The sequence below is a fragment of the Rhodobacter sp. P1_C2 genome, assembly GCF_056406375.1.
Genome location: NZ_JBFUAG010000004.1, coordinates 243031 through 264398, shown reverse-complemented (window position 1 = coordinate 264398; position 21368 = coordinate 243031). Strand labels below are relative to the sequence as shown.

The 21368-nt window shown below is 65.8% G+C and carries 21 protein-coding genes; 18 read left to right on the top strand and 3 right to left on the bottom strand.

The features are described from left to right. Positions 1-3: 3 nt before the first annotated feature. Positions 4-771 (bottom strand): SDR family NAD(P)-dependent oxidoreductase, encoded by a 768-nt coding sequence (locus tag AC1DZT_RS08410; protein ID WP_478006166.1) that lies wholly within the window; start codon positions 769-771, stop codon positions 4-6. Between the two features lie 300 nt (positions 772-1071). Here AC1DZT_RS08410 and AC1DZT_RS08405 point away from each other — a divergent pair, with 300 nt between their 5' ends. From AC1DZT_RS08405 to AC1DZT_RS08370, 8 genes are all read left to right on the top strand, one after another. Continuing rightward, the gene (locus tag AC1DZT_RS08405; protein WP_478002683.1) at positions 1072-2121 is read left to right on the top strand and encodes a rod shape-determining protein; all 1050 of its coding nucleotides are present in this window, start codon (positions 1072-1074) and stop codon (positions 2119-2121) included. Between the two features lie 20 nt (positions 2122-2141). After that, on the top strand, positions 2142-3152 hold the full coding sequence (gene mreC, locus AC1DZT_RS08400; protein WP_478006165.1) for a rod shape-determining protein MreC: 1011 nt from the start codon (positions 2142-2144) through the stop codon (positions 3150-3152). Then, complete coding sequence (locus AC1DZT_RS08395; RefSeq protein WP_478006164.1) at positions 3145-3684, top strand: rod shape-determining protein MreD; 540 nt, start codon at positions 3145-3147, stop codon at positions 3682-3684. Before mreC ends, AC1DZT_RS08395 begins: the two co-directional genes overlap by 8 nt. Then, positions 3681-5624 (top strand): penicillin-binding protein 2, encoded by a 1944-nt coding sequence (gene mrdA, locus AC1DZT_RS08390; RefSeq protein ID WP_478006163.1) that lies wholly within the window; start codon positions 3681-3683, stop codon positions 5622-5624. Before AC1DZT_RS08395 ends, mrdA begins: the two co-directional genes overlap by 4 nt. 5 nt (positions 5625-5629) lie before the next feature. Further along, positions 5630-6769 carry a rod shape-determining protein RodA gene (rodA, locus tag AC1DZT_RS08385; protein WP_478006162.1) on the top strand — a complete coding sequence of 380 codons (1140 nt, stop codon included), beginning with the start codon at positions 5630-5632 and terminating at the stop codon, positions 6767-6769. After that, positions 6769-7395 (top strand): DUF1345 domain-containing protein, encoded by a 627-nt coding sequence (locus AC1DZT_RS08380; protein WP_478006161.1) that lies wholly within the window; start codon positions 6769-6771, stop codon positions 7393-7395. The genes rodA and AC1DZT_RS08380 overlap by 1 nt, the downstream gene beginning before the upstream one ends. 12 nt (positions 7396-7407) lie before the next feature. After that, positions 7408-8334, top strand: coding sequence for an NAD(P)-dependent oxidoreductase (locus AC1DZT_RS08375; protein WP_478006160.1), 927 nt, complete (start codon positions 7408-7410; stop codon positions 8332-8334). Positions 8335-8441: 107 nt separating this feature from the next. Beyond that, positions 8442-9329, top strand: coding sequence for a DMT family transporter (locus tag AC1DZT_RS08370; protein ID WP_478006159.1), 888 nt, complete (start codon positions 8442-8444; stop codon positions 9327-9329). 80 nt (positions 9330-9409) lie between these two features. Here the strand turns inward: AC1DZT_RS08370 and AC1DZT_RS08365 are convergent, their stop codons facing one another. Next, on the bottom strand, positions 9410-10267 hold the full coding sequence (locus tag AC1DZT_RS08365; protein WP_478006158.1) for a MurR/RpiR family transcriptional regulator: 858 nt from the start codon (positions 10265-10267) through the stop codon (positions 9410-9412). 165 nt (positions 10268-10432) lie between these two features. Here AC1DZT_RS08365 and AC1DZT_RS08360 point away from each other — a divergent pair, with 165 nt between their 5' ends. The 7 genes from AC1DZT_RS08360 (at position 10433) to AC1DZT_RS08330 (ending at position 17520) form a co-directional block, all read left to right on the top strand. Then, positions 10433-11224: an N-formylglutamate amidohydrolase gene (locus tag AC1DZT_RS08360; RefSeq protein WP_478006157.1), complete on the top strand. Its 792-nt coding sequence runs from the start codon at positions 10433-10435 to the stop codon at positions 11222-11224. A 79-nt stretch (positions 11225-11303) separates the two neighbouring features. Then, the gene (locus tag AC1DZT_RS08355) at positions 11304-12671 is read left to right on the top strand and encodes a glutamine synthetase family protein (RefSeq protein WP_478006156.1); all 1368 of its coding nucleotides are present in this window, start codon (positions 11304-11306) and stop codon (positions 12669-12671) included. A gap of 50 nt (positions 12672-12721) precedes the next feature. Continuing rightward, complete coding sequence (locus AC1DZT_RS08350) at positions 12722-13222, top strand: DUF7662 domain-containing protein (RefSeq protein ID WP_478006155.1); 501 nt, start codon at positions 12722-12724, stop codon at positions 13220-13222. Continuing rightward, the gene (locus tag AC1DZT_RS08345; RefSeq protein ID WP_478006154.1) at positions 13219-13635 is read left to right on the top strand and encodes a type II toxin-antitoxin system VapC family toxin; all 417 of its coding nucleotides are present in this window, start codon (positions 13219-13221) and stop codon (positions 13633-13635) included. The genes AC1DZT_RS08350 and AC1DZT_RS08345 overlap by 4 nt, the downstream gene beginning before the upstream one ends. A 45-nt stretch (positions 13636-13680) precedes the next feature. After that, positions 13681-15063: an aldehyde dehydrogenase family protein gene (locus tag AC1DZT_RS08340; protein ID WP_478006299.1), complete on the top strand. Its 1383-nt coding sequence runs from the start codon at positions 13681-13683 to the stop codon at positions 15061-15063. A gap of 3 nt (positions 15064-15066) precedes the next feature. Next, entirely contained in the window at positions 15067-16230 is a 1164-nt protein-coding gene (locus AC1DZT_RS08335) for an iron-containing alcohol dehydrogenase (protein ID WP_478006153.1), read from the top strand. Between the two features lie 51 nt (positions 16231-16281). Beyond that, entirely contained in the window at positions 16282-17520 is a 1239-nt protein-coding gene (locus AC1DZT_RS08330; RefSeq protein ID WP_478006152.1) for an NAD(P)/FAD-dependent oxidoreductase, read from the top strand. A gap of 107 nt (positions 17521-17627) precedes the next feature. On the opposite strand, the gene AC1DZT_RS08325 is transcribed toward AC1DZT_RS08330, so the two are convergent. Next, positions 17628-18611 carry a 2-hydroxyacid dehydrogenase gene (locus AC1DZT_RS08325; RefSeq protein ID WP_478006151.1) on the bottom strand — a complete coding sequence of 328 codons (984 nt, stop codon included), beginning with the start codon at positions 18609-18611 and terminating at the stop codon, positions 17628-17630. 157 nt (positions 18612-18768) lie between these two features. On the opposite strand from AC1DZT_RS08325, the gene AC1DZT_RS08320 reads away from it, so the two are divergent. The 3 genes from AC1DZT_RS08320 (at position 18769) to AC1DZT_RS08310 (ending at position 21366) form a co-directional block, all read left to right on the top strand. Further along, positions 18769-19377, top strand: a complete 609-nt coding sequence (locus tag AC1DZT_RS08320; RefSeq protein ID WP_478006150.1) for an SH3 domain-containing protein — start codon at positions 18769-18771, stop codon at positions 19375-19377. A 121-nt stretch (positions 19378-19498) separates the two neighbouring features. Next, positions 19499-20185 carry a TetR/AcrR family transcriptional regulator gene (locus AC1DZT_RS08315; RefSeq protein ID WP_478006148.1) on the top strand — a complete coding sequence of 229 codons (687 nt, stop codon included), beginning with the start codon at positions 19499-19501 and terminating at the stop codon, positions 20183-20185. Further along, entirely contained in the window at positions 20182-21366 is a 1185-nt protein-coding gene (locus AC1DZT_RS08310; RefSeq protein ID WP_478006147.1) for a pyridoxal phosphate-dependent aminotransferase, read from the top strand. The genes AC1DZT_RS08315 and AC1DZT_RS08310 overlap by 4 nt, the downstream gene beginning before the upstream one ends. Positions 21367-21368 lie beyond the last annotated feature (2 nt).

The following is a 21368-nucleotide window of genomic DNA, read 5'->3' as shown; positions in this document are numbered from 1 at the left end:
GCTTCAGAACCCGCCGGCGCCCTTCATCTCCACCAGCGTATTGCCGCCATCCACCACCAGCATCGACCCGTTGACATAAGACGCCGCATCCGAGGCGAGGAAGACCGCGCAGGCCGCGACCTCCTCTGCCGTGCCGGGGCGGCCGGCGGGGGTGGCCTTGCCGGCCTTGATCTCCTTCGGGCTTGACGAGGCCGTGCCGATCCAGCCCGGCAGGACGGCGTTGCAGGTGATCCCCTCGCGCCCATATTCCAGCGCGACCGAGCGGGTCATGCCGGTGATCGCGGCTTTGGCGGTGGAATAGCCCGATGATCCGTCGATCGTGACCATCGGCCCCGTGACTGAGGCGATGTTGACGATGCGCCCGAAGCCCTGCGCCTGCATCGCGGGCAAGGCGGCGCGGATGCAGTGGAAGGTCACGCCGATGTTCAGCGCCATGTGATGCGCCCAATCGGCATCGCCGATCCCGCCGAGTTTCGACCGTTTCACCTTCTTGCCGCTTTGCACCATGCCGGCATTGTTGATCAGCAGCTCCACCGGCCCCAGCTGCGCCGTGACGGCGGCGAAAAGCCCGGAGACCTGCGCCGGATCGGTCAGGTCGGCCACATGGCCCATGCAGCCCAATGCCGCGGCGCGGTCGAAAATCCGCTTGGTGGTCGAGGTCACGCAGACCCGCGCCCCGGCCTTCTGCAACGCCGTCGCGATGGCGAAACCGATTCCCGTCTCGCTTCCGGCGCCGGTCACCAGGGCCACACGCCCGCCAAAACTGCCCATTTTTCTCTCCCCTGCCGCACAACTCGGTGATCGAAAGGATAGGGGCAGAGACGGGCCCTGCGATAGGTCTGCCCGGTGTCATTCGGCAAAATATCGGAATATGTAAAGGAAATGCGGGCTGGATCGACCCTGCCCGCATGGGATATCGTAAAGTCTACAGATGGCCTTTGCTTGGCGGAAAGGTGCAGCCAAAAGACCTTGGGCCTTTCGCCCATCTGTGGCAGACCCTATAGGAAGACGCCCGCTTCTCGCCTGAGTCGCGGAGCGGTTTTCCTTTTCGGGCCAGCGGGGCGCCACAGCATGTCGATACTTTCCAGCATCTTCTCCGGTCTGTTCTCTTCAGACATGGCGATCGACCTTGGGACAGCCAATACGCTGGTCTATGTCAAAGGCCGGGGCATCATCCTGAACGAGCCTTCGGTGGTGGCCTATCACGTCAAGGACGGCAAGAAGCAGGTTCTGGCGGTGGGTGAGGATGCCAAGCTGATGCTGGGCCGCACGCCGGGAAGCATTGAAGCGATCCGCCCGATGCGTGACGGTGTGATCGCCGACTTCGACACGGCGGAAGAGATGATCAAGCATTTCATCCGCAAGGTCCACAAACGCTCGACCTTCTCCAAGCCGAAGATCATCGTCTGCGTGCCCTATGGCGCCACCCCGGTGGAAAAGCGCGCGATCCGCCAGTCGGTCCTGTCCGCCGGTGCGCGCCGTGCAGGTCTGATCGCGGAACCGATTGCGGCGGCCATCGGCGCAGGCATGCCGATCACCGATCCGACCGGCAACATGGTCGTGGACATCGGCGGCGGCACCACGGAAGTGGCGGTGCTGAGCCTCGGTGACATCGTCTATGCCCGCTCGGTCCGCGTCGGCGGTGACCGGATGGACGAGGCGATCATCAACTACCTGCGCCGCCACCAGAACCTGCTGATCGGCGAATCCACCGCCGAGCGGATCAAGACCACCATCGGCACCGCGCGGATGCCCGACGATGGCCGTGGCGCAAGCATCCAGATCCGTGGCCGCGACCTTCTGAACGGCGTGCCGAAGGAAACCGAGATCAACCAGGCGCAAGTGGCCGAGGCGCTGTCCGAACCCGTCCAGCAGATTTGCGACGCGGTGATGCAGGCCTTGGAGACCACCCCGCCCGACCTCGCCGCCGATATCGTTGACCGCGGCGTGATGCTGACCGGCGGTGGCGCGCTTCTGGGCGATCTGGACCTGTCCCTGCGCGAGCAGACCGGCCTGTCGATCTCGGTCGCCAACGAACCTTTGAACTGTGTGGCACTGGGCACCGGCAAGGCCTTGGAGTACGAGAAGCAACTGCGTCACGTCATCGACTACGATAGCTGATCCCGGCTCAAGGCGGCCCCATGGCCAAGTCACGTAATTACGATCCCGATGATTTCTCACGCCCGCTGCGCCGGGTTCTGGTGGGTCTTCTGGTCTTGGCCATGCTGGGGCTGTTCCTTCTGTGGCGGATCGACAGCCCGCGTGTGGAACGGTTCCGCACCGCCCTCGTCGACCGCGTGGTGCCCGATCTCAGTTGGGCGATGATGCCGGTGACCACGGTCTCGGGCATGATCGAGAATTTCCAGTCCTACAGCCGACTTTACCAGCAGAACCAGCAGCTGCGCGACGAGTTGCAGCAAATGAAGGCCTGGAAAGAGGCCGCCCTGCAGCTGGAGCAGAAGAACGCCCGGCTTCTCGACCTCAACAATGTGCGGCTCGACCCGATGCTGACCCATGTGACCGGCGTGGTGCTGGCCGACAGCGGCAGCCCGTTCCGCCAGTCGGTGCTTCTGAACGTCGGCACCCGGGACGGCATCCATGATGGCTGGGCCACGATGGATGGCATCGGGCTGGTCGGGCGCATCTCGGGCGTGGGGGCGCGGACGGCGCGGGTGATCCTTGTGACCGACAGCTCCAGCCGGATTCCGGTGGCGGTGCAGCCCTCGGGGCAGAAGGCGATCCTGTCGGGCGACAACTCGATGCTCCCGCCGCTGGATTTTCTGGAACATCCCGACCAGGTCCAGCCTGGCGACCGCGTGGTGACCACCGGCGATGGCGAGGTCTTCCCCTCGGGCCTGCTGGTGGGCCAGGTGGCACTTGGGCCGGACAAGCGGCTGCGCGTGGTTCTGGCGGCCGATTACCAAAGGCTCGAATTCCTGCGCGTGCTGCGCAGCTATGAAAGCCAGCCGATCTCCGACCCCGGCGCCCTTCTGGTGCCCGAGCCGCCGCGCCCGCTGCCGCCCGGCTTCCAGGGCCCGCTCCTTCCGGCCGAGGGCCTGCCGCCCGTCAGCGGCGATGCGCCGGTGACCGGGGCCGATACCACCACGGACCAGAGCGTGTCCGATGGCACCACGGGGGGCCGCAGTGATTAGGGCCTGGATCGGATCGCTCTGGCTGCACCGGCTGATCTTTCTTGGCGTGGTGGTGCTGCTGACGATCGTGCGGCTCCTGCCCCTGGACACCACCGCCGGGCATCTGCCCGGGCCGGATATCCTCTTGTGCCTGATCCTCGCCTGGATCGTGCGGCGGCCGGAATATCTGCCGGTGCCGATGATCGCCGCCGTGGTGCTGGCCGAGGATTTCCTGCTGATGCGGCCGCCCGGGCTCTGGACGGCGATGGTGCTGATCGGGGCCGAGTTCGTCCGCGCCCGCGCCGCCCTGACGCGGGAATTGTCCTTCGGCGTCGAATGGCTCTTGGTCGCCGGCGTCATGTTCGGGGTCTTTCTGGGCAACCGGCTGATCATGGGCCTGGCCTTCCTGCCGCAGCCGGTCTTCGGCTATGCTCTGGTGCAGATCATCTGGTCGGTGCTGGCCTATCCTTTCGTCGTGGCCTTTTCGCGCTATGGTCTGGATCTGCACAAGCCCGCGATGGGCGAGATCGACGCCTATGGGAGGAAGATGTGAAACGTCCCGCCCGCGAGAACGAGGATTCCGCCCGCAGGATCAACCGGCGCGCCCTGTTCATGGGCGGCTGCATGGCGGCCACGATGGCCGTGCTGGCTGGGCGGATGCGCTATCTCGGCGTCGACCAATCCGACGAATATGCGCTTCTGGCCGAACAGAACCGGGTCAATATCCAGCTGATCCCGCCGGGGCGCGGGCTGATCCTCGACCGCAACGGCAAGCTGATCGCCGGAAACGAACAGAACTACCGCGTCGTCATCACCCGCGAGGGGGCGGGCGATGTGCAGATGGTGCTGAACCGGCTGAGCCATCTGATCCCGCTGGCCGATTCCGATCTGCAGCGCGTGATGAAGGATGTCGACCGCAACCCCTCCTTCGTGCCGATCCCGGTGGCGGACCGGCTGAGCTGGGAGGATTTCAGCCGGATCTCGGTCAATGCCCCTGCCCTGCCGGGTGTGACGCCCGATGTGGGCCTGAGCCGCGTCTACCCGCGCGACACCGATTTCGCCCATATCGTCGGCTACGTCGGCCCGGTCTCGGAAAAGGACCTCGTCGGGCTGGAAAACCCCGACCCGCTGCTGCGCATCCCGAAATTCCAGATCGGCAAGATCGGGGTCGAGAAGTGGGAGGAGGACATCCTGCGCGGCTCGGCCGGGAACCGCAAGATCGAGGTCAACCACGTTGGCCGCGTCATGCGCGAGCTCGACCGCACCGAGGGCGAGGCCGGGAATGACCTGACCCTGACGCTGGATGCCGATGTGCAGAACTTCCTGCAGGTGCGGCTGGGCGACCAGTCGGCGGCCTGCATCGTGATGGATGTCGAGAATGGCGACATCATCGGCGCGGCCTCGGCCCCGAGCTTCAACCCCAACCTCTTCGTGCGCGGCATCTCCAACGCCGATTACAAGATCCTGACCGAGAACGACCACCGCCCGCTGGCCAACAAGGTCGTGCAGGGCGCCTATCCGCCCGGCTCGACTTTCAAGATCGTGACCGCGCTTGCGGCGCTGGCCGATGGCAAGATCGACGTGAACACCACGGTGAACTGCCCCGGCTACCTCGACTTCGGCGGGCGCAAGTTCCACTGCTGGAAATCGGGCGGCCATGGCCGGGTCGATCTGGCCCATGCCCTGGCGCAAAGCTGCGACGTGTTCTTCTATGACGTGGCCCAGCGCGTCGGCATCGACAAGATGGCCGAGATGGGCAAGACCATGGGTCTGGGCCAGCGCCACGACCTGCCGATGTCGGCGATCTCGGAGGGCAACCTTCCGACCAAGGAATGGAAACAGGCGCGCTACAAGCAGGATTGGCGGATCGGCGACACGATCAACGCCTCGATCGGCCAGGGCTATGTTCTGGCCACGCCCCTGCAGCTGGCGGTGATGACGGCGCGGGTCGCCTCGGGGCGGCTGGTGGTGCCGCGCCTGATCCGCGCCATCGGCGGCAAGGAGGTTCCGGTGCCGGAGGCCCCGCCCTTGGGGATGGAGACGACGCAGCTCGACTCGGTCCGCTCCGGCATGCAGCAGGTGGTCAATGGCGCGCATGGCACCTCGGTCACCGCCCGCATCGTCACCGACAGCATGATGATGGCCGGCAAGTCCGGCACCAGCCAGGTGCGCAACATCTCGGCCTCCGAGCGCGAGACGGGGGTGGTCTCCAACAACGACCTGCCGTGGAAACAGCGCGACCATGCGCTGTTCGTGGCCTTCGCGCCCTATGATGCGCCGCGCTATGCCGTGGCGGTGGTGGTCGAACACGGCGGCGGCGGTTCGACCGCGGCGGCGCCCATCGCGCGCGATGCCCTGTTGCGGGTGATGACGGGCAAGCTGCCCGACCCCAAGGATTACCCCGCCAACCAGCGCGCGCGCATCCAGACCATGCTGAACGAGCTGCGTCTGCGCAACCCCGACGGCACCCAGCCGCCCGACATAAAGGCCTGACCCCGATGAGCTTTCTGGAGTACCGCGTCAAATTCGCGCCCTCTGGCTTTGCCAAGGTGCTTTATGTGAACTGGGGGCTTTACCTTCTGATCACCGCGGCGGCGGCGATCGGCTGGCTGATGCTCTATTCGATCGCGGGCGGCAATATCGGCATCTGGGCCGAGCCGCAGATGAAGCGTTACGGCGTCGGCATGCTCCTGTCGCTGGGCATCTGCTTCACCCCGATCTGGTTCTGGCGCAGCATGTCGGCGGCGGCCTATGTGCTGACCTTCTTCTTGCTGATCGTGGTGCATTTCTTCGGCGCGGTCGGCATGGGGGCGCAGCGCTGGATCGACCTCGGCTTCATCCGCATCCAGCCGTCCGAGTTCATGAAGGTCAGCCTGATCATGATGCTGGCGACCTATTACGACTGGCTGGATGACAAGCGGGTGTCGCGCCCGCTCTGGGTGCTGATCCCTGTCTTCCTGATCATCACCCCCGCCGTTCTGGTGCTGCTGGAGCCGAACCTCGGAACCACGCTGATGCTGGTGATCGCCGGCGCCTCGGTGATGTTCGCGGCCGGGGTGTCCTTGTGGTATTTCGCCGCCGTGGTCGGACTGATCGGCGCGGGGGTGGCGGGGATCTTCCTGCTTCGTGGCACACCCTGGCAGCTGATCCACGACTACCAGTACAAGCGGATCGACACCTTCCTCGACCCTTCCGCCGACCCTCTGGGGGCCGGCTACAACATCCTGCAGGCCAAGATCGCGCTCGGCTCCGGCGGCTTTGCCGGCAAGGGCTTCATGCAGGGCACGCAGAGCCGGCTGAACTTTCTGCCCGAAAAGCACACCGACTTCATCTTCACCACATTGGGCGAGGAGTTCGGCTTTGTCGGCGCGGTTTCGCTGCTGGCGCTTTATGCGATGATCCTGATATTCCTGTTCTGGGCCGCGATGCAGAACAAGGACCGCTTCTCCTCGCTTCTGCTGATCGGGATCGCGGCGAACTTCTTCCTGTACTTGGCCGTCAATCTGGCCATGGTGATGGGCATGGCGCCGGTCGTGGGCGTGCCGCTGCCCTTCCTCAGCTATGGCGGGTCGGCGACGCTGGTTCTGCTTCTGGCTTTTGGTCTGGCGCAAAGCGCCATCGTACACAGGTTGCGCTGATGATCCGGAACTGGCGGCGCCACATCAAATTCCTCTTGGCCTTCGTCTTCGGGCTGGCCCTGCTGGGCCTCACCTCGCTGACGCCCCTGGATTGGGTGATGCGGTCGCTGGCCGGGGTCAACGGCTTCTTCGTCTTCTACCTTGCGCTGGCCTGGCATACGGTGCGCGGCTCTTCGCCCGATGCGCTGCGCCGCCATGCCGAGGCGGATGACGAGGGCGCGGCGGTGATCCTGATGATGGCGGTTGCCACCATCGGCATCAGCCTTGGCGCGATCTTCATGGTCTTGAACCGCCCGAGCCTTGCCATGGCCGAGGCGCTTTTTGCCCTGGCCTCCGCCCCCCTCGGCTGGGCGATGATCCACACGCTCGCGGCCTTCCGCTATGCCCATCTCTACTACGCGCCCGACCCGGATTCCGGGCTGGAGTTTCCCGGCACCGCCAAGCCGCTGATCGGGGATTTCATGTATTTCTCCTATGTGATCGGCATGACGGCCCAGGTCTCGGACGTGGAGGTGACGGAATCCCGCCTGCGCCGCGTCGTCCTCGTGCATTCGGTCGGTTCCTTCTTCTTCAACACCGTGATCCTCGCACTGGCGGTCAATGCCGCCCTCGCGCTGTCAAAATAACCCCGAGGTCCCATGCTGATCCTGTTCGCAGCCCCCGCGCTCTGGCCGGAATACGAGACGATCCTGCCCGAGGCCCTGGCCGAGGCCGGGATCACCGCGCAGATCGTCACCGAGGCCGCCGATCCGGCCCTGGTCGATTACATCATCTACGCGCCCTCCGCCCCCCTGCAGGATTTCACCCCCTATACCCGCTGCAAGGCGGTGCTGAGCCTCTGGGCCGGGGTGGAGCGGATCGTCGGCAACACGACCCTGACCCAGCCCCTGGCGCGGATGGTCGATCCCGGCCTGACCGAGGGGATGGTGGAATGGGTCGTGGGCCATGCCCTGCGCCATCACCTCGGGATGGACCGCCATATCGTCAATCCCGGCCATGTCTGGGACCCGACCTGCCCCCCCTTGGCGCGGCAGCGCCGGGTGGCGATGCTGGGCCTCGGCGCGTTGGGTCTGGCCGCCGCCCGTGCCTTGCAGGCGCTGAACTTCCCCGTGACAGGGTGGAGCCGCACGCCCAAGACGCTGGAGGATCTGCCCTGCCTCTCCGGTCCCGAGGGCCTGCGCGAGGCGCTCTCGACCGCCGGGATCGTCGTCACCCTCCTGCCCCGCACGCCGGAGACCGAGAATATCCTGAACGCGCGCACCCTGTCCTATCTGCCCAAGGGCGCCTTCCTTCTGAATCCCGGGCGCGGGCCGCTGATCGACGATGCCGCCCTTCTGGCCGCGCTGGACAGCGGGCAGGTCGCCCATGCGACGCTGGATGTCTTCCGCGTCGAACCCCTGCCGGCCGACCATGCCTTCTGGCGCCATCCCGGCGTGACTGTCACCCCGCATATCGCCGCCGACACGCGGCCCCATTCCGCCGCCCGGGTGCTCGTCGACAACATCCGCAGGGCCGAGGCCGGGCGCCCGCTGCGCCATCTGGTCGACCGCACCCTCGGCTACTGAGGCCGAAGAAGCCACAGCCGACGCCGCCCGTCGCTTCCAGAACAGCGCGCCACCGCGCCGCCCGGCACATCCTGTGACAGGACCCCAGGCACAGGAACGGAGCCGCCATGAAATATCTGACCGGAGCCTTGCTCATCGTGCTGGCAGGCGTGCTCTGGTCGGTGCAGGGCGTGCTGATCCGCCAGATCCACGAGGCCGGAAGCTGGGCCGTCCTGTTCTGGCGCTCGCTCGGGATGCTGCCGGTGCTGGTGCTCTGGCTCGGCCCAGGCCGGGTGGGTCCGGCCATCCGCGCCGTGGGGCTTGCGGGGGCGGTTGGCGGCCTTGGCCTTGTGCTGGCCTTCGGCGGGGCGATCGTGGCACTGCAATCGACCACGGTGGCCAATGCGGTGCTGCTGTTTTCCGCCTCGCCCTTCCTTGCCGCCCTGCTTGGCATGGTCCTGTTGAAAGAGCCGGTGTCCTGGCCGGTCTGGGGTGCCATCCTGCTGGCGGTGGTGGGCATCTTGATCATGGTCGGCGGCGTGGGACAGATCGGCGGCGGCACCGCCCTTGGCAGTGCGGCGGCGCTGCTTTCGGCCTCGGGCTTTGCCGCCTTCACCGTGGCGCTGCGCTGGGGCCATCTGACCGATATGCTGCCCGCCGTCCTTCTGGGCGCGGTCTTCGCCGCCCTGGCAGGCGGGACCCTGGCTCTTGCCACCAGCCAGCCGCTCGCCATCCCGCCGCAAGAGGCCGCCCTCGCATTTGCCATGGGCGCCCTGACCCTGACCGGCGGCATGCTCCTCTACACCAGCGGCAGCCGCGTGGTGCCTGCGGCCCAGTCCACGCTCCTCTCCCTCGTCGAGGTGCTGCTGGCCCCGGTCTGGGCCTGGGCCGTCCTCTCCGAGACCCTCTCGCCCAACACCGCGCTCGGCGGCACGGTCCTGCTGATCGCGGTGATCCTGAACGCCCTCGCCGGCGCCGCGCAAAGGCCGAAACCGGCCCAGACCCAGCCGCACTGACCTTTCCCCTTCATCCAGACGAAAATATCCCCGGGAGGGTCTGGGAGGGCAGGAAGCCCTCCCAGCCTTGCTGCAGCAGACTACCGGTGCCTGCGAAAGAACCGCGTCCGCGCATAAAGCTCTTCCAGCCGCCGCAACCGCGGCTCGGTCACCGCAAAAGCCGCGTTCTGCACCCCGGCGAGCAGGGTTTCGACCAGCACCATCAAAGCGGCATTGCTGTCCCAGGCCGAGGGCGCCTCGACATGGCAGCACAGCGTATAGCGCGCGAAAGTGGCGGCGGGCGAGACCCAGCGGTCTGTGATCAGGATGATCTCCGCCCCCTGCTCGCGCGCCATCTCGGCCACCTGCAAGACCGCGTTCTCATAGCGGCGGATGTCGAAGACCAGCAGCACATCCCCGGCCTTGAGGTCCAGAAGCACCGGCGGCCAGGTCGCCGGATTGTCCGACAGAAGCGTGACCCCCGGCCGGATCGCGGTCATCAAGGAGGCGAAGTAATCCGCCATCGCATGGGTGATCCGCCCGCCCAGCGTGAAGACCCGACGCGCGGGGTCTGCCAGCAGCGCCACGGCGGCGTCGAACTCGGCATGGTCGATCTGGTTCAGCGTCGCCTGCATATTGGCCACCACCGCCTCGGCAAAGCGGGTCAGGATATGGCCATCGGGCACGGCGCCTGCGCGGGTCGCGTGTTTGGTCAGGGGGGTGACCAGCATCGCCTCGACCTCGCCGCGCAGGGCGGCCTGAAAATCCGGATAGCCCTTGTAGCCCAGCTTCTGAGCCAGCCGCACCACCGTGGGGGTCGAGACCAGCGCCGCCTTGGCCAGCACCGTGATCGAGCCCAGCGCCGCCACCGGGTAATGCGACAGGATATGGGTGGCCAGCTGCCGCTCGGCCCGGGTAAGCTCGGGCAAGGCCGCGCGCAGCTGATCGTCCAGCGTCATCTTGATGGCTCCGCCCAATCTTCCGTCCCCCGCACAAATCCTGGTGCCCATTCTTCGACCCCAGCCAAACAGAAAACATCGTAACAGGAAATACCCGTCAGAAACATTCTTGACAGTTTTCCGGCGAAGCGCCAGCGTCGTGAAAACAGGGGAGATGACTCGCCGATGCGGGCCCAGACGGCAGAACCAGATACCGGGGCGGGATTTGCCCCCTTCCTTGAAAACGCCACCTCGCGCGGGCGGCTGGTTCTGGTCTGCGAACATGCCTCGCATCACATCCCGGAACGCTGGGGCGACCTTGGCCTTGGCGAGGATCAGCGCCGCGCCCATATCGCCTGGGACCCCGGGGCGCTGGCCGTGGCGCGCGGGCTGATGAAGCGGCTGGATGCCGTGCTCCTCCATGCCCCGGTCAGCCGCCTGGTCTATGACTGCAACCGCGCCCCCGACATGAAGGGTGCCATGCCCGCGAAGTCCGAGGTTTTCGACATCCCCGGCAATGCCGCCATCACCCCCGAGGAGCGTCTGGCCCGGACCGAGGCGGTCTATCTGCCCTGGGCCACGGCATTGCATGGCCTCATCGCGCGGCGCATCGCGCTTGGCCTGAAACCGGTGGTGGTGACGATCCATTCCTTCACCCCGGTCTATTTCGGCGCGCCGCGCGCGGTGGAATTCGGCGTGATCCATGACGCCGACCCCGGCCTTGCCGTCGCCATCCACACCGCCGCCCGCAAGCTGACCAAGCTTCAGGCCGAGCTCAACGCCCCCTATTCCGCCGCCGATGACGTGACCCACACGCTGCGCCTTCACGCCACGCCCTATGGCCTGCCCAATGCGATGCTGGAAATCCGCAACGACCTGATCGCCAGCGACGAAGCCTGCGAGGCCATGGCCGAAAGCCTGGCGCCGGTCCTGAACATGGGCCTGGTCGAGATCCAGAAGCAGGCCAAGGCCAGCTGACGCCCCAAGCAAAAGCTCAAGCGGGGCCAACCCCGCGCGCAAGGCCCCAAGGGGCACAACAGATCAAGGGAGACCGGACATGCCCGGCAATATGACATTTGACGAACTGAAACGCGCCGTGGACACGGGCAGCATCGACACCGTTCTGGTGGCGGCGGTGGACATGTGGGGCCGCCTGATGGGCAAGCGCTTCCACGCTGCCTTCTTCGTGAAAAGCGGCTGGCACGAAACCCATTGCTGCGACTACCTGCTGACCGTCGACCAGGACATGAACACGGTGCAGGGTTACAAATCCTCGTCCTGGCAGACCGGCTATGGCGACTATGTGATGAAGCCCGACATGAACACCCTGCGGCTGGTGCCCTGGTTGCCGGGCACGGCGCTGGTCCTGGCCGACCTCCTCGACCACCACACGCATGAGGAAGTGGCGATCTCGCCCCGCGCGATCCTGAAGAAACAGGTCGCCCGCGCCCGTGCCCTCGGCTTCGAACCGATGATGGCGTCCGAGCTTGAATTCTACCTCTTCGAGAACTCCTACGAGAACCTGCGCGACGGCGGGCTGAAGGCCCTGCACCCGGTTTCGGCCTATAACGAGGATTACCACATCTTCCAGACCACCAAGGAAGAAGACGTGATGCGCGCCGTCCGCAACGGGCTTTATGGCGCGGGCATCCCGGTGGAAAACTCGAAAGGCGAGGCCGACGCGGGCCAGGAGGAGCTGAACTACAAATACTCCGACGCGCTGGACACCGCCGACAACCACACGATCATCAAGAACGGCATCAAGGAAATCGCCTGGACCAAGGGCCGCTCGGTCACCTTCATGGCCAAGTACGACCACCGGAAGGCCGGCTCCTCCAGCCATATCCACCAGAGCCTGTGGAGCCTCGACGGCAAGCCCTCCTTTGCCGATGACAAGGACAAGCACGGCATGTCCGCGGTGATGAAGCATTATATCGCAGGCCAACTCGCCCATGCCCGCGACCTGACCGCCTTCCTCGCGCCCTACGTCAACAGCTACAAACGCTTCACCGTCGGCATGTTCGCCCCCACCAAGGCGGTCTGGAGCGCCGACAACCGCACCGCAGGCTTCCGCGTCTGTGGCGAGCATACCAAGGCCGTCCGCGTCGAATGCCGCATTCCCGGCTCGGACGTGAACCCCTACCTCGCCTGCGCCGCCCTTCTGGCCGCCGGCCTCGACGGGATCGAGCAGAAGATGGAGCTCGAGCCCGAGATGAAGGGCGACATGTACATGGCCTCCGGCATCCGCGAGATCCCGAAGAACCTGCGCGACGCCGCCGTGCTGCTGAACGACTCCAAGATGCTGCGCGCCGCCTTCGGCGACGAGGTGGTGGACCACTACCACCACGCCTGCCAGTGGGAGATTTCGGAGACCGACCGCGTCGTCACCGATTTCGAACTGCACCGCGGGTTCGAACGCTCCTAGCAACAAACACACACAAACACTCCTTGACTACTCCTGCATCGGCGTTCATCATGAAAAGAACACTGATGCTGGAGCGTAAAATGAGCAAATACTCCCCTCTCACCTATCACCTCCAAACACGCCAACAGGCAGAGGTTGCGATGCGATTTTCGGAAATAGAGGCCGTTCTTGGCTTCGCACTCCCTCCGTCATCACGCCAGCATCGAGCGTGGTGGAGCAACAATCCATCCAACAACGTCATGACCAAGGCGTGGCTCTCCGCTGGCTATCACACCCGCAACGTGGACATCGCCGGTGAAAGGTTGGTTTTTGAAAGATTAAACACTTCCGAAAGTGCTTCACCCGCCGGTGTGTTTTCCGAGGACAAAACGCCTTTTGTAAATGCCCCTGAGAAACCGCCACTTTCGGGCGACCATCCGATGTGGGGTGCTTTGGCCGGGATGATCACATTGGCGCCGGATCTGGACCTTACTGTGCCCATGTTCGGCGATGCGGAACTCGACGGCTGGATGGAACATAAATCGGCTTTGATCCAAGGAAAGCAACCGTGAGCAGTGCACCTCTGCTTCTGGACACCTGTGCTGTGCTTTGGTCTGCCATGGGCGCCGATCAGCCCAAGCTGCGCAGGCAGTTACGCGAAGCCTATGAGGCTTCGTCACCTGTCTGGATTTCTCCAATCACCGCTTGGGAAATTGGAAACTTGTCGGCAGCGCGGCGTATCGGCCTCGCGCGACCTGCCCTGTCGTGGTTCGAGCAGGTCGTAACCCGTTCCGGTGCCCGGCTGGCTGATCTTTGCCCCAAAGTTCTGATCGCCTCGACGGAACTGCCGGACGATTTGCACCGTGACCCCGCCGACCGCATCATCATCGCGACCGCCCGTGAATACGGGCTTCGGGTGGTGACGCGGGACCGCAAGATACTCGACTATGCCAACAAGGGCCATGTGATGGCCGTCGAATGCTGAACAACGAAAAGGACGACGGGCGTATTGCCCATCCTGTGAGGTAACCTGATGAAACCCATCCAACTGATTTCCCCGGTGGACGGCTCGGTCTATGCCGAGCGGATGCCGCTGTCGCCCGAAGCCGCCCGCGCCATGGCCGCCGCCGCCCGCGCCGCGCAGAAGCCCTGGGCCGCCCGCCCGCTTGCCGAACGCATCGCGCTCGTCAAACAGGGCGTCGCCAACCTCAACGCCATGTCGGCCCGCGTGGTCGAGGAGCTGGCCTGGCAGATGGGTCGCCCGACCCGCTTTGGCGGCGAGTTCGGCGGCGTCAATGCCCGCACCGATTACATGGCCGAGATCGCCGAGAAGACACTCGCCCCGGTGGTGATCGAGGACAGCGCCGCCTTCCGCCGCTACCTCGCGCGCGAGGCTCTGGGCGTCGTCTTCATCGTCGCCCCCTGGAACTATCCTTACCTGACCACGATCAACACCCTGGTCCCCGCCCTGATCGCGGGCAACACCGTGGTGCTGAAACATGCCTCCCAGACCATGCTGGTGGGCGAACGTCTGGCCGAGGCCTTCCATGCGGCTGGCATCCCGGCGGATGTCTTCCAGAACGTCGTGCTCGACCATGCCACGACCGAAAGCCTCATCGCCTCCCGCGCCTTCAACTTCGTCAACTTCACCGGCTCGGTCGGCGGCGGTCAGGCGATGGAGCGGGCGGCCGCGGGCACCTTCACGCCGCTTGGTCTTGAGCTTGGCGGCAAGGACCCGGGCTATGTCCGCGCCGATGCCAACCTCGATGCCGCCGTCGACACGCTGATGGATGGCGCGATGTTCAACGCCGGCCAATGCTGCTGCGGGATCGAGCGGATCTATGTCCACGAAAGCCTCTATGACGCCTTCGTCGAGAAGGCCGTGGCCTGGGTCAACGCCCTGAAGCTCGGCAACCCGTTTGAAGCCGACAGCACCCTCGGCCCAATGGCCAACAAGCGCTTCGCCAAAGTGGTGCGCGACCAGATCGCCGAAGCCATCGCCGCCGGTGCCAAGCCGCTGATCGACCCGGCGAACTTCCCCGCCGACGACGGCGGCGCCTATCTCGCGCCGCAGATCCTGGTCAATGTCGACCATTCGATGCGGGTGATGATGGAGGAGAGCTTCGGCCCGGTCGTCGGCATCATGAAGGTCAAGGACGATGCCGAGGCTCTGCGCTTGATGAACGACAGCCCCTATGGCCTGACCGCTTCGATCTGGACCCAGGATTACGACACTGCCGCCAGCCTTGGCGCGCAGGTCGAGACCGGCACCGTCTTCATGAACCGCGCCGATTACCTGGACCCGGCGCTCTGCTGGACCGGCTGCAAGGACACCGGACGCGGCGGCTCGCTTTCCTTCCTCGGGTTCCATTCGGTGACCCGTCCGAAATCCTACCATCTCAAGAAGGTGTGACCCATGACCACCCATAGCGTTCCGAACCGCAACTGGAACTACCCGACCCCGATCAAATTCGGCGTCGGCCGGATTGCCGAACTGGCCGAACATGTCAAAGCCGCGGGCCTGAAAAAGCCGCTTCTGGTGACCGACAAGGCCCTCGCCTCCCTCCCGATCACCGTGCAGGCGCTGGATATCCTCGAAGCCGCCGGCCTTGGCCGCGCGATCTTCTCCGAGGTTGACCCCAACCCGAACGAGAAGAACATGGCCGAGGGCATCGCCGTCTATCTCGCCGGCGGGCATGATGGCGTGATCGCCTTCGGCGGCGGCTCGGGTCTCGACCTCGGCAAGATGATCGCGCTGATGGCGCATCAGCGCAAAGACCTGAGCGTCTGGGACCTTGAGGATATAGACGACTGGTACACCCGCGCCGATGCCGACAAGATCGCCCCCATCGTCGCCGTGCCCACCACGGCGGGCACCGGGTCGGAAGTGGGCCGCGCCGGGGTTCTGACCAATTCGGCCACCCACAAGAAGAAAATCATCTTCCACCCGAAACTGATGCCGGTCATCACCATCTGCGACCCGGCCCTGACCGTAGGCATGCCGCGCTTCATCACCGCAGGCACGGGCATGGACGCGCTGGCGCATTGCCTCGAGGCCTATTGCTCGCCCTTCTACCATCCGATGAGCCAGGGCATCGCGCTGGAAGGCATGCGGCTGGTGTTCGAGAACCTGCCCAAGGTCTATGACAACCCCAACGACCTCGACGCCCGCGCCCATATGATGGCCGCCGCCGCCATGGGCGCCACCGCCTTCCAGAAGGGCCTCGGCGCGATCCACTCCCTGTCCCACCCGATCGGCGCGGTCTATGGCACCCACCACGGCACCACCAATGCCGTCGTCATGCCCATGGTCCTGGAGTTCAACCGCCCCGCCATCGAGGACCGGATCAAGGCCGCCGCCGCCTATATCGGCATCGAGGGCGGGTTCCAGGGCTTCCATGAGGCGATCCTCGAACTGCGCGCCAAGCTGAACATCCCGGCCCGGCTGGAGGATATGGGCGTGCTCTTCAAGGACCTCGACATGCTGACCGAGATGGCGCTGGAGGACCCTTCCTGCGGCGGCAACCCGATCGTGATGACGCGCGAAAACACCCGTGCGCTGTTCGACGCCTGCATGTAAGCTGATCCCGCCCCCCCTTTGAAACCGGGGTGGGCGGGACTTTGAGGGGCAATGATTCAGCACATTTCCAGTGACATCGCGATTATCGGGGCCGGGGTGGTCGGCCTGGCCATTGCCGAAAGTCTGGTGGCCGAGGGGTTGGAGGTCGTCCTCATCGACCCCAACGCGCCCGGCTCGGGGGCGAGTTACGGCAATGCCGGCACCATCGCCGATTACGCCGTCCTGCCGGTCGGCACGCCCGCTGTCCTGAAGAACCTGCCCTCGCTGCTGTTCAACCGCAACTCTCCCCTCGCGATCCGGCCCGGCGCCATGATGGCGCTGGCCCCCTGGCTCACCCGCTTTGCCCGCCAGTCCCTGCCCGGCCCGGCCGAGCGCAACGCCCGCGCCCTGGCCAGCCTTCTGTCCGGCGCCCGCAGCCTCTGGCATGACCTTGCCACCCGGATCGGCGGGCTGGATCTGATGGAGCAAGACGGCTGCCTTTACGTCTACGAGACCGAGAAGGCCTTCCGCGCCGCCGAGGCCGACATGGCCTTTCGCCGCAGCCTTGGGGTGGAGGTCGATCTGATCGACAGCCGCGACCTCGCCCATCTGGAGCCGAACCTGCCCGAGATGCCGGGGGCGGCCTTCTTCCCCGGCGCCTCCTTTCTGTCGGACCCGGGCGACATGGTCCACCGGCTGGCGCAATCGGCGCTGCAATATGCCGGGCATCTGACCGCAAGAGTCGATGTGCTGACCCGGCAGTTCGATGGGATCATCCTCGATGGCGAGGGGTTCCGGCTGCATGCCAAGCGGGTCATCATCGCCGCAGGTGCCCATTCGCGGCCTCTGGCGAAGATGGCCGGGGATGAGGTGCCGCTGGATACCGAGCGGGGCTATCACCTCGAATGGGACATGGAAGCGCCGATGCTGCACCGGCCCTGCTGCCCGACCTCGCGCGGGTTCTACCTTTGTCCAATGACCGGCCGCCTGCGGGTGGCGGGCACGGTGGAGCTGGGCGGGTTGACCGCCCCGCCCTCGCAGCATCGGCTCGACAAGCTGTTGCAGGGCGCGCGGGCGATCTTTCCCGACCTGCCCGAACCTTCGGCCAGCTGGATGGGCTTTCGCCCCTCGATGCCCGACAGCCTGCCGGTGATCGGGCCTTCGGCGTCGGGGCCGGAGATCATTCATGCCTATGGCCACGGCCATATCGGGCTGACCCTCGCCCCCATCACGGCGCGGATCGTGACCGACCTGATCCAGGGGCGCGCGCCCGAGCTGGATATCACCGCCTATCTGCCGAGCCGGTTCTGACGCACGATTTTTCTGCGAAAAATCGGAAGACCAGTTCTTCTGCGAAGAACCCTTCAGAATTTTCGCAGAAAATTCGCGCTCAAGATTTTTCGCCGAAAAATCTTGGCTTACAGCATCCCCGGCACCACCAGGTCCGGCGGCCGGTGTCCGTCGGCGAAAGTCTTGATATTAATGATGACCTTCTCGCCCATCTCGATCCTTCCCTCGATCGTGGCGGAGCCCATGTGCGGCAGCAGCACGACATTGGGCACTTCGGTCAGGCGGGGATTGAGGCGGCCGTTCTCGTAGACGTCAAGGCCGGCCCCCGCCAGTTCGCCCGCGCGCAACCCGCGGGTCAGGGCGTTCTCGTCGATCACCTCGCCACGCGAGGTGTTCACGATGACGGCGGTGGGCTTCATCAGCTTCAGCCGCCGCGCGTTCATCAGATGGAAGGTCGAGGGCGTATAGGGGCAGTTGACCGAGATGATATCCATCCGGGCCACCATCTGGTCGAGGCTTTCCCACCAGGTCGCCTCCAGCTCGGCCTCGATCTCGGGGCGCAGGCGGCGGCGGTTGTGGTAATGGACCTGGCAGCCGAAGGCCCGCGCCCGGCGGGCCACGGCCTGGCCGATCCGCCCCATGCCGAGGATGCCAAGCCGCCGCCCCGCCAGACGCCCGCCGAGAAAGGCCATCGGCGACCAACCCTGCCATTCGGTGGTGCGCATCGCGGTCAGGCCTTCCGGGATGCGGCGGGTCAGGCTGAGGATCAGGGCGATCGTCATGTCGGCGGTGTCTTCGGTCGACACGCCCGGCGTGTTGGAGACCAGAATCCCCCGGCTGCGCGCCGTCTGCACGTCAATGTGATCGACCCCGGCGCCGTAATTGGCGATCAACTTCAGCCGGGTTCCCGCCTGCCCGATCAGCCCCGCATCGATCTGGTCGCGGATCGAGGGCACCAGAACGTCGCAATCACGCATTGCCGCGGCGAGTTCCTCGCGGCTCATCTGCGTATCGGGGTCGCGCAGGGTGACATCGAAGAGCTCTTTCATCCGGGTTTCGACCACCGGTGGCAGATGCCGTGTCACCACAACAGACAAACGTGCAGATCCCATGATGCGCTCCCTCACTTCCCAACGCGGTCCATTGGTGGCAAAGTGACGCCAAGTGCTGCTGCGCACAAGGCCGTACCGGGCGCTGCCCGGCGGTCGGGACAACAAGACGCAGCCGCTTGAGGCAGGACTGACTTAAGGCAGGCGGCGCGGAACAGACATGAACTCCTTCATCCTATCGGCAGGGCTCGTGGCGGCACTTTTCGCCCTCGGGCCGGTCACACCCGCCGCCGCACAGGACGGCGGTGCCGCGCTGGAACAGCAGGTCGAGGGCGCCACCGACCCCGGCATCAACGGCGACGGCTCGGTCAAGGAAGACCCGAACCAGCCGCGCGATCCCGGCAAGGGCACCGTCACCAACCTGCCGATCCCGCGCTTCGTGACGCTGAAGGGCAACGAGGGCAATGCGCGGCGCGGTCCGGGCCTGACGCATCGCATCGACTGGGTCTTCACCCGCTCGGGCATGCCCTTGAAGATCACCGCCGAATACGAACACTGGCGCCGGGTCGAGGATGTCGATGGCGCGGGCGGCTGGATCCATTACTCGCTGTTGTCCGGAGTCCGCTCGGTTCTGGTGACCCAGGACATGGCTCAGGCCTATAGCCAGCCCGACGACAAGGCCGACGTGGTCTATCAGTCGGAACTCGGCGTGATCGGCAAGCTGTTGCAATGCCTGCCCGACTGGTGCCGCATCGCGGTGAATGGCGAAAAGGGCTGGGTCCATAAAAGCGCGATCTGGGGCGTGGACAAGGCCGAGATCTACCCCTGACCCGCGGCGCGGCGGCGCCTCGCAACTTTAACGATAAAGTGGCCCGCCCTGTGCGACCCGGCTTGCGGTGGCGCTGCGCCGGGTCTAGGAATTATGCAGACGAATAACAAGGCGCCGTCCGATGTCTGCCGACCGAAAACCCTATCGCCGCGAAACCGAGGACAAGCGCCGCGAGGCGCTGATCCTCGCCACGCTCGACCTGGTGTCGGAAGGCGGCGCGCGCAATGCGACGGTGCGCGCCATCGCCCAGCGCGCCGGGGTGACCGCGGGGCTGATCCGGCATTATTTCCAGACCAAGGAACAGCTGGTGGCCGCTGCCTACCAGCATCTGATGGAACGGATGACCGGCGACAGCGCCGCCGTGCTGAAGGCCGCCCCCGTGGACCCGCATGCAAGGCTCGCGGCCTTCGTCGCCGCCGCACTGAAGCCGCCGGTCGTCGACCCCGAGGCGCTGATCCTCTGGGCGACCTTCCTGCAGGAAACCCACCGCACCCCCGCCATGCGCGAGATCCATGTGCAGACCTACCTCGGCTTTCGCGACCGGCTGCAGAGCCTGATCGCCGATCTGCCGGGTCAGCGCGGCCCGGCAGAGCTGCGCCGTCTGGCCATCGCCTGCAATGCGGTCATCGACGGGCTGTGGATGGAGGGCAGCGCCCTGCCCGAAAGCTTCGCCCCCGGAGAGCTCGTGACGCTGGGCGTCCGCTCGGTGGGCGCGATGCTGGGGGTCGATCTGATGCATTACCTGCTGTTGTCCGAACCGATCCAGGCGGATTTCGGAACGCAATATTCCGTGGAGACCGGGCTTTGAGATATGCCAGCATCACCGAACGCCTCGCCGGACTGGGTGGCGCGAAATGGGAGATCCATGCCATGGCGCGGGCCATGGCCGGGACCGGGCAGGAGGTTCTGTCGCTGACCATCGGCGAGCCCGATGTGCCGCCGCCGCCCGAGCTTCTGGAGCGGATGGAACAGTCGCTCGAGGCCGGGCGCTTTGCCTATTCCAACGGCAGGGGCGAGCCGGGCCTGCTGGCCGCGCTGTCGGCACGTTACACCAAGCGCAGTGGGCGGCCGATCGGGCCCAACCAGATCATGGCCTTCCCCGGCACCCAGACGGCACTTTACGCCGTCCTGACCGGGCTGGTCGGCCCCGGCGACGAGGTTCTGGTCGGCGACCCGATGTATGCGACCTATGAGGCGGTGATCGCCGCCCCCGGTGCCCGCGCCGTGCCGGTGCCGCTGCATCCCGAACACGGCTTTCGCATCCAGGCCGAGGATGTCGAAGCCTGCATCACCCCGGCAAGCCGGGTCCTCTTGCTCAACACCCCGCACAACCCGACCGGCGCGGTCCTGACCGCCGAGGATATCCGCGCCCTTGGCCGCGTCGCCCGGCGGCACGACCTCTGGATCGTCTCCGACGAGGTCTATGAAGAGCTGATCTTCGGCGAGGGGGTCTTCGCCTCGCCGCTGGATCAGGCCGATCTGGCCGAACGGGTGGTGGTGGTCTCCTCGATCTCGAAATCCCACGCGGCGCCGGGCTTCAGGTCCGGCTGGGCGGTGGGCCCGGGCGAGTTCACCGCGCGCCTGCTGCCGGTGTCCGAGACCATGCTCTTCGGCAACCAGCCCTTCATCGCCGACATGACCGCGCTGGCGGTGTCACGCCCCTCGACCGTGGCGCGCGGCATGGCCGAACGCTTCGCCCGCCGCGCAAGGCTGATCCGCGCGGCTTTGCACGGCCAGAACGCCCTGCATGTCCATGAACCCGGCGCCGGCATGTTCACCGTGGTCGACATTCGCGCCACCGGCCTGACCGGCGAGGATTTCGCCCGCAGGCTTCTGATGGAAGAACGCGTCGCCGTCATGCCCGGCGAAAGCTTCGGCCCGGCGCTGAACGGCTGGCTGCGCCTCAGCCTGACCCGCCCGGATGACGAGATCGTCGAGGCCTGCCGCCGGATCGCCGCCTTTGCCTCCCGCCAGCTGAAAGGATCCTGAAG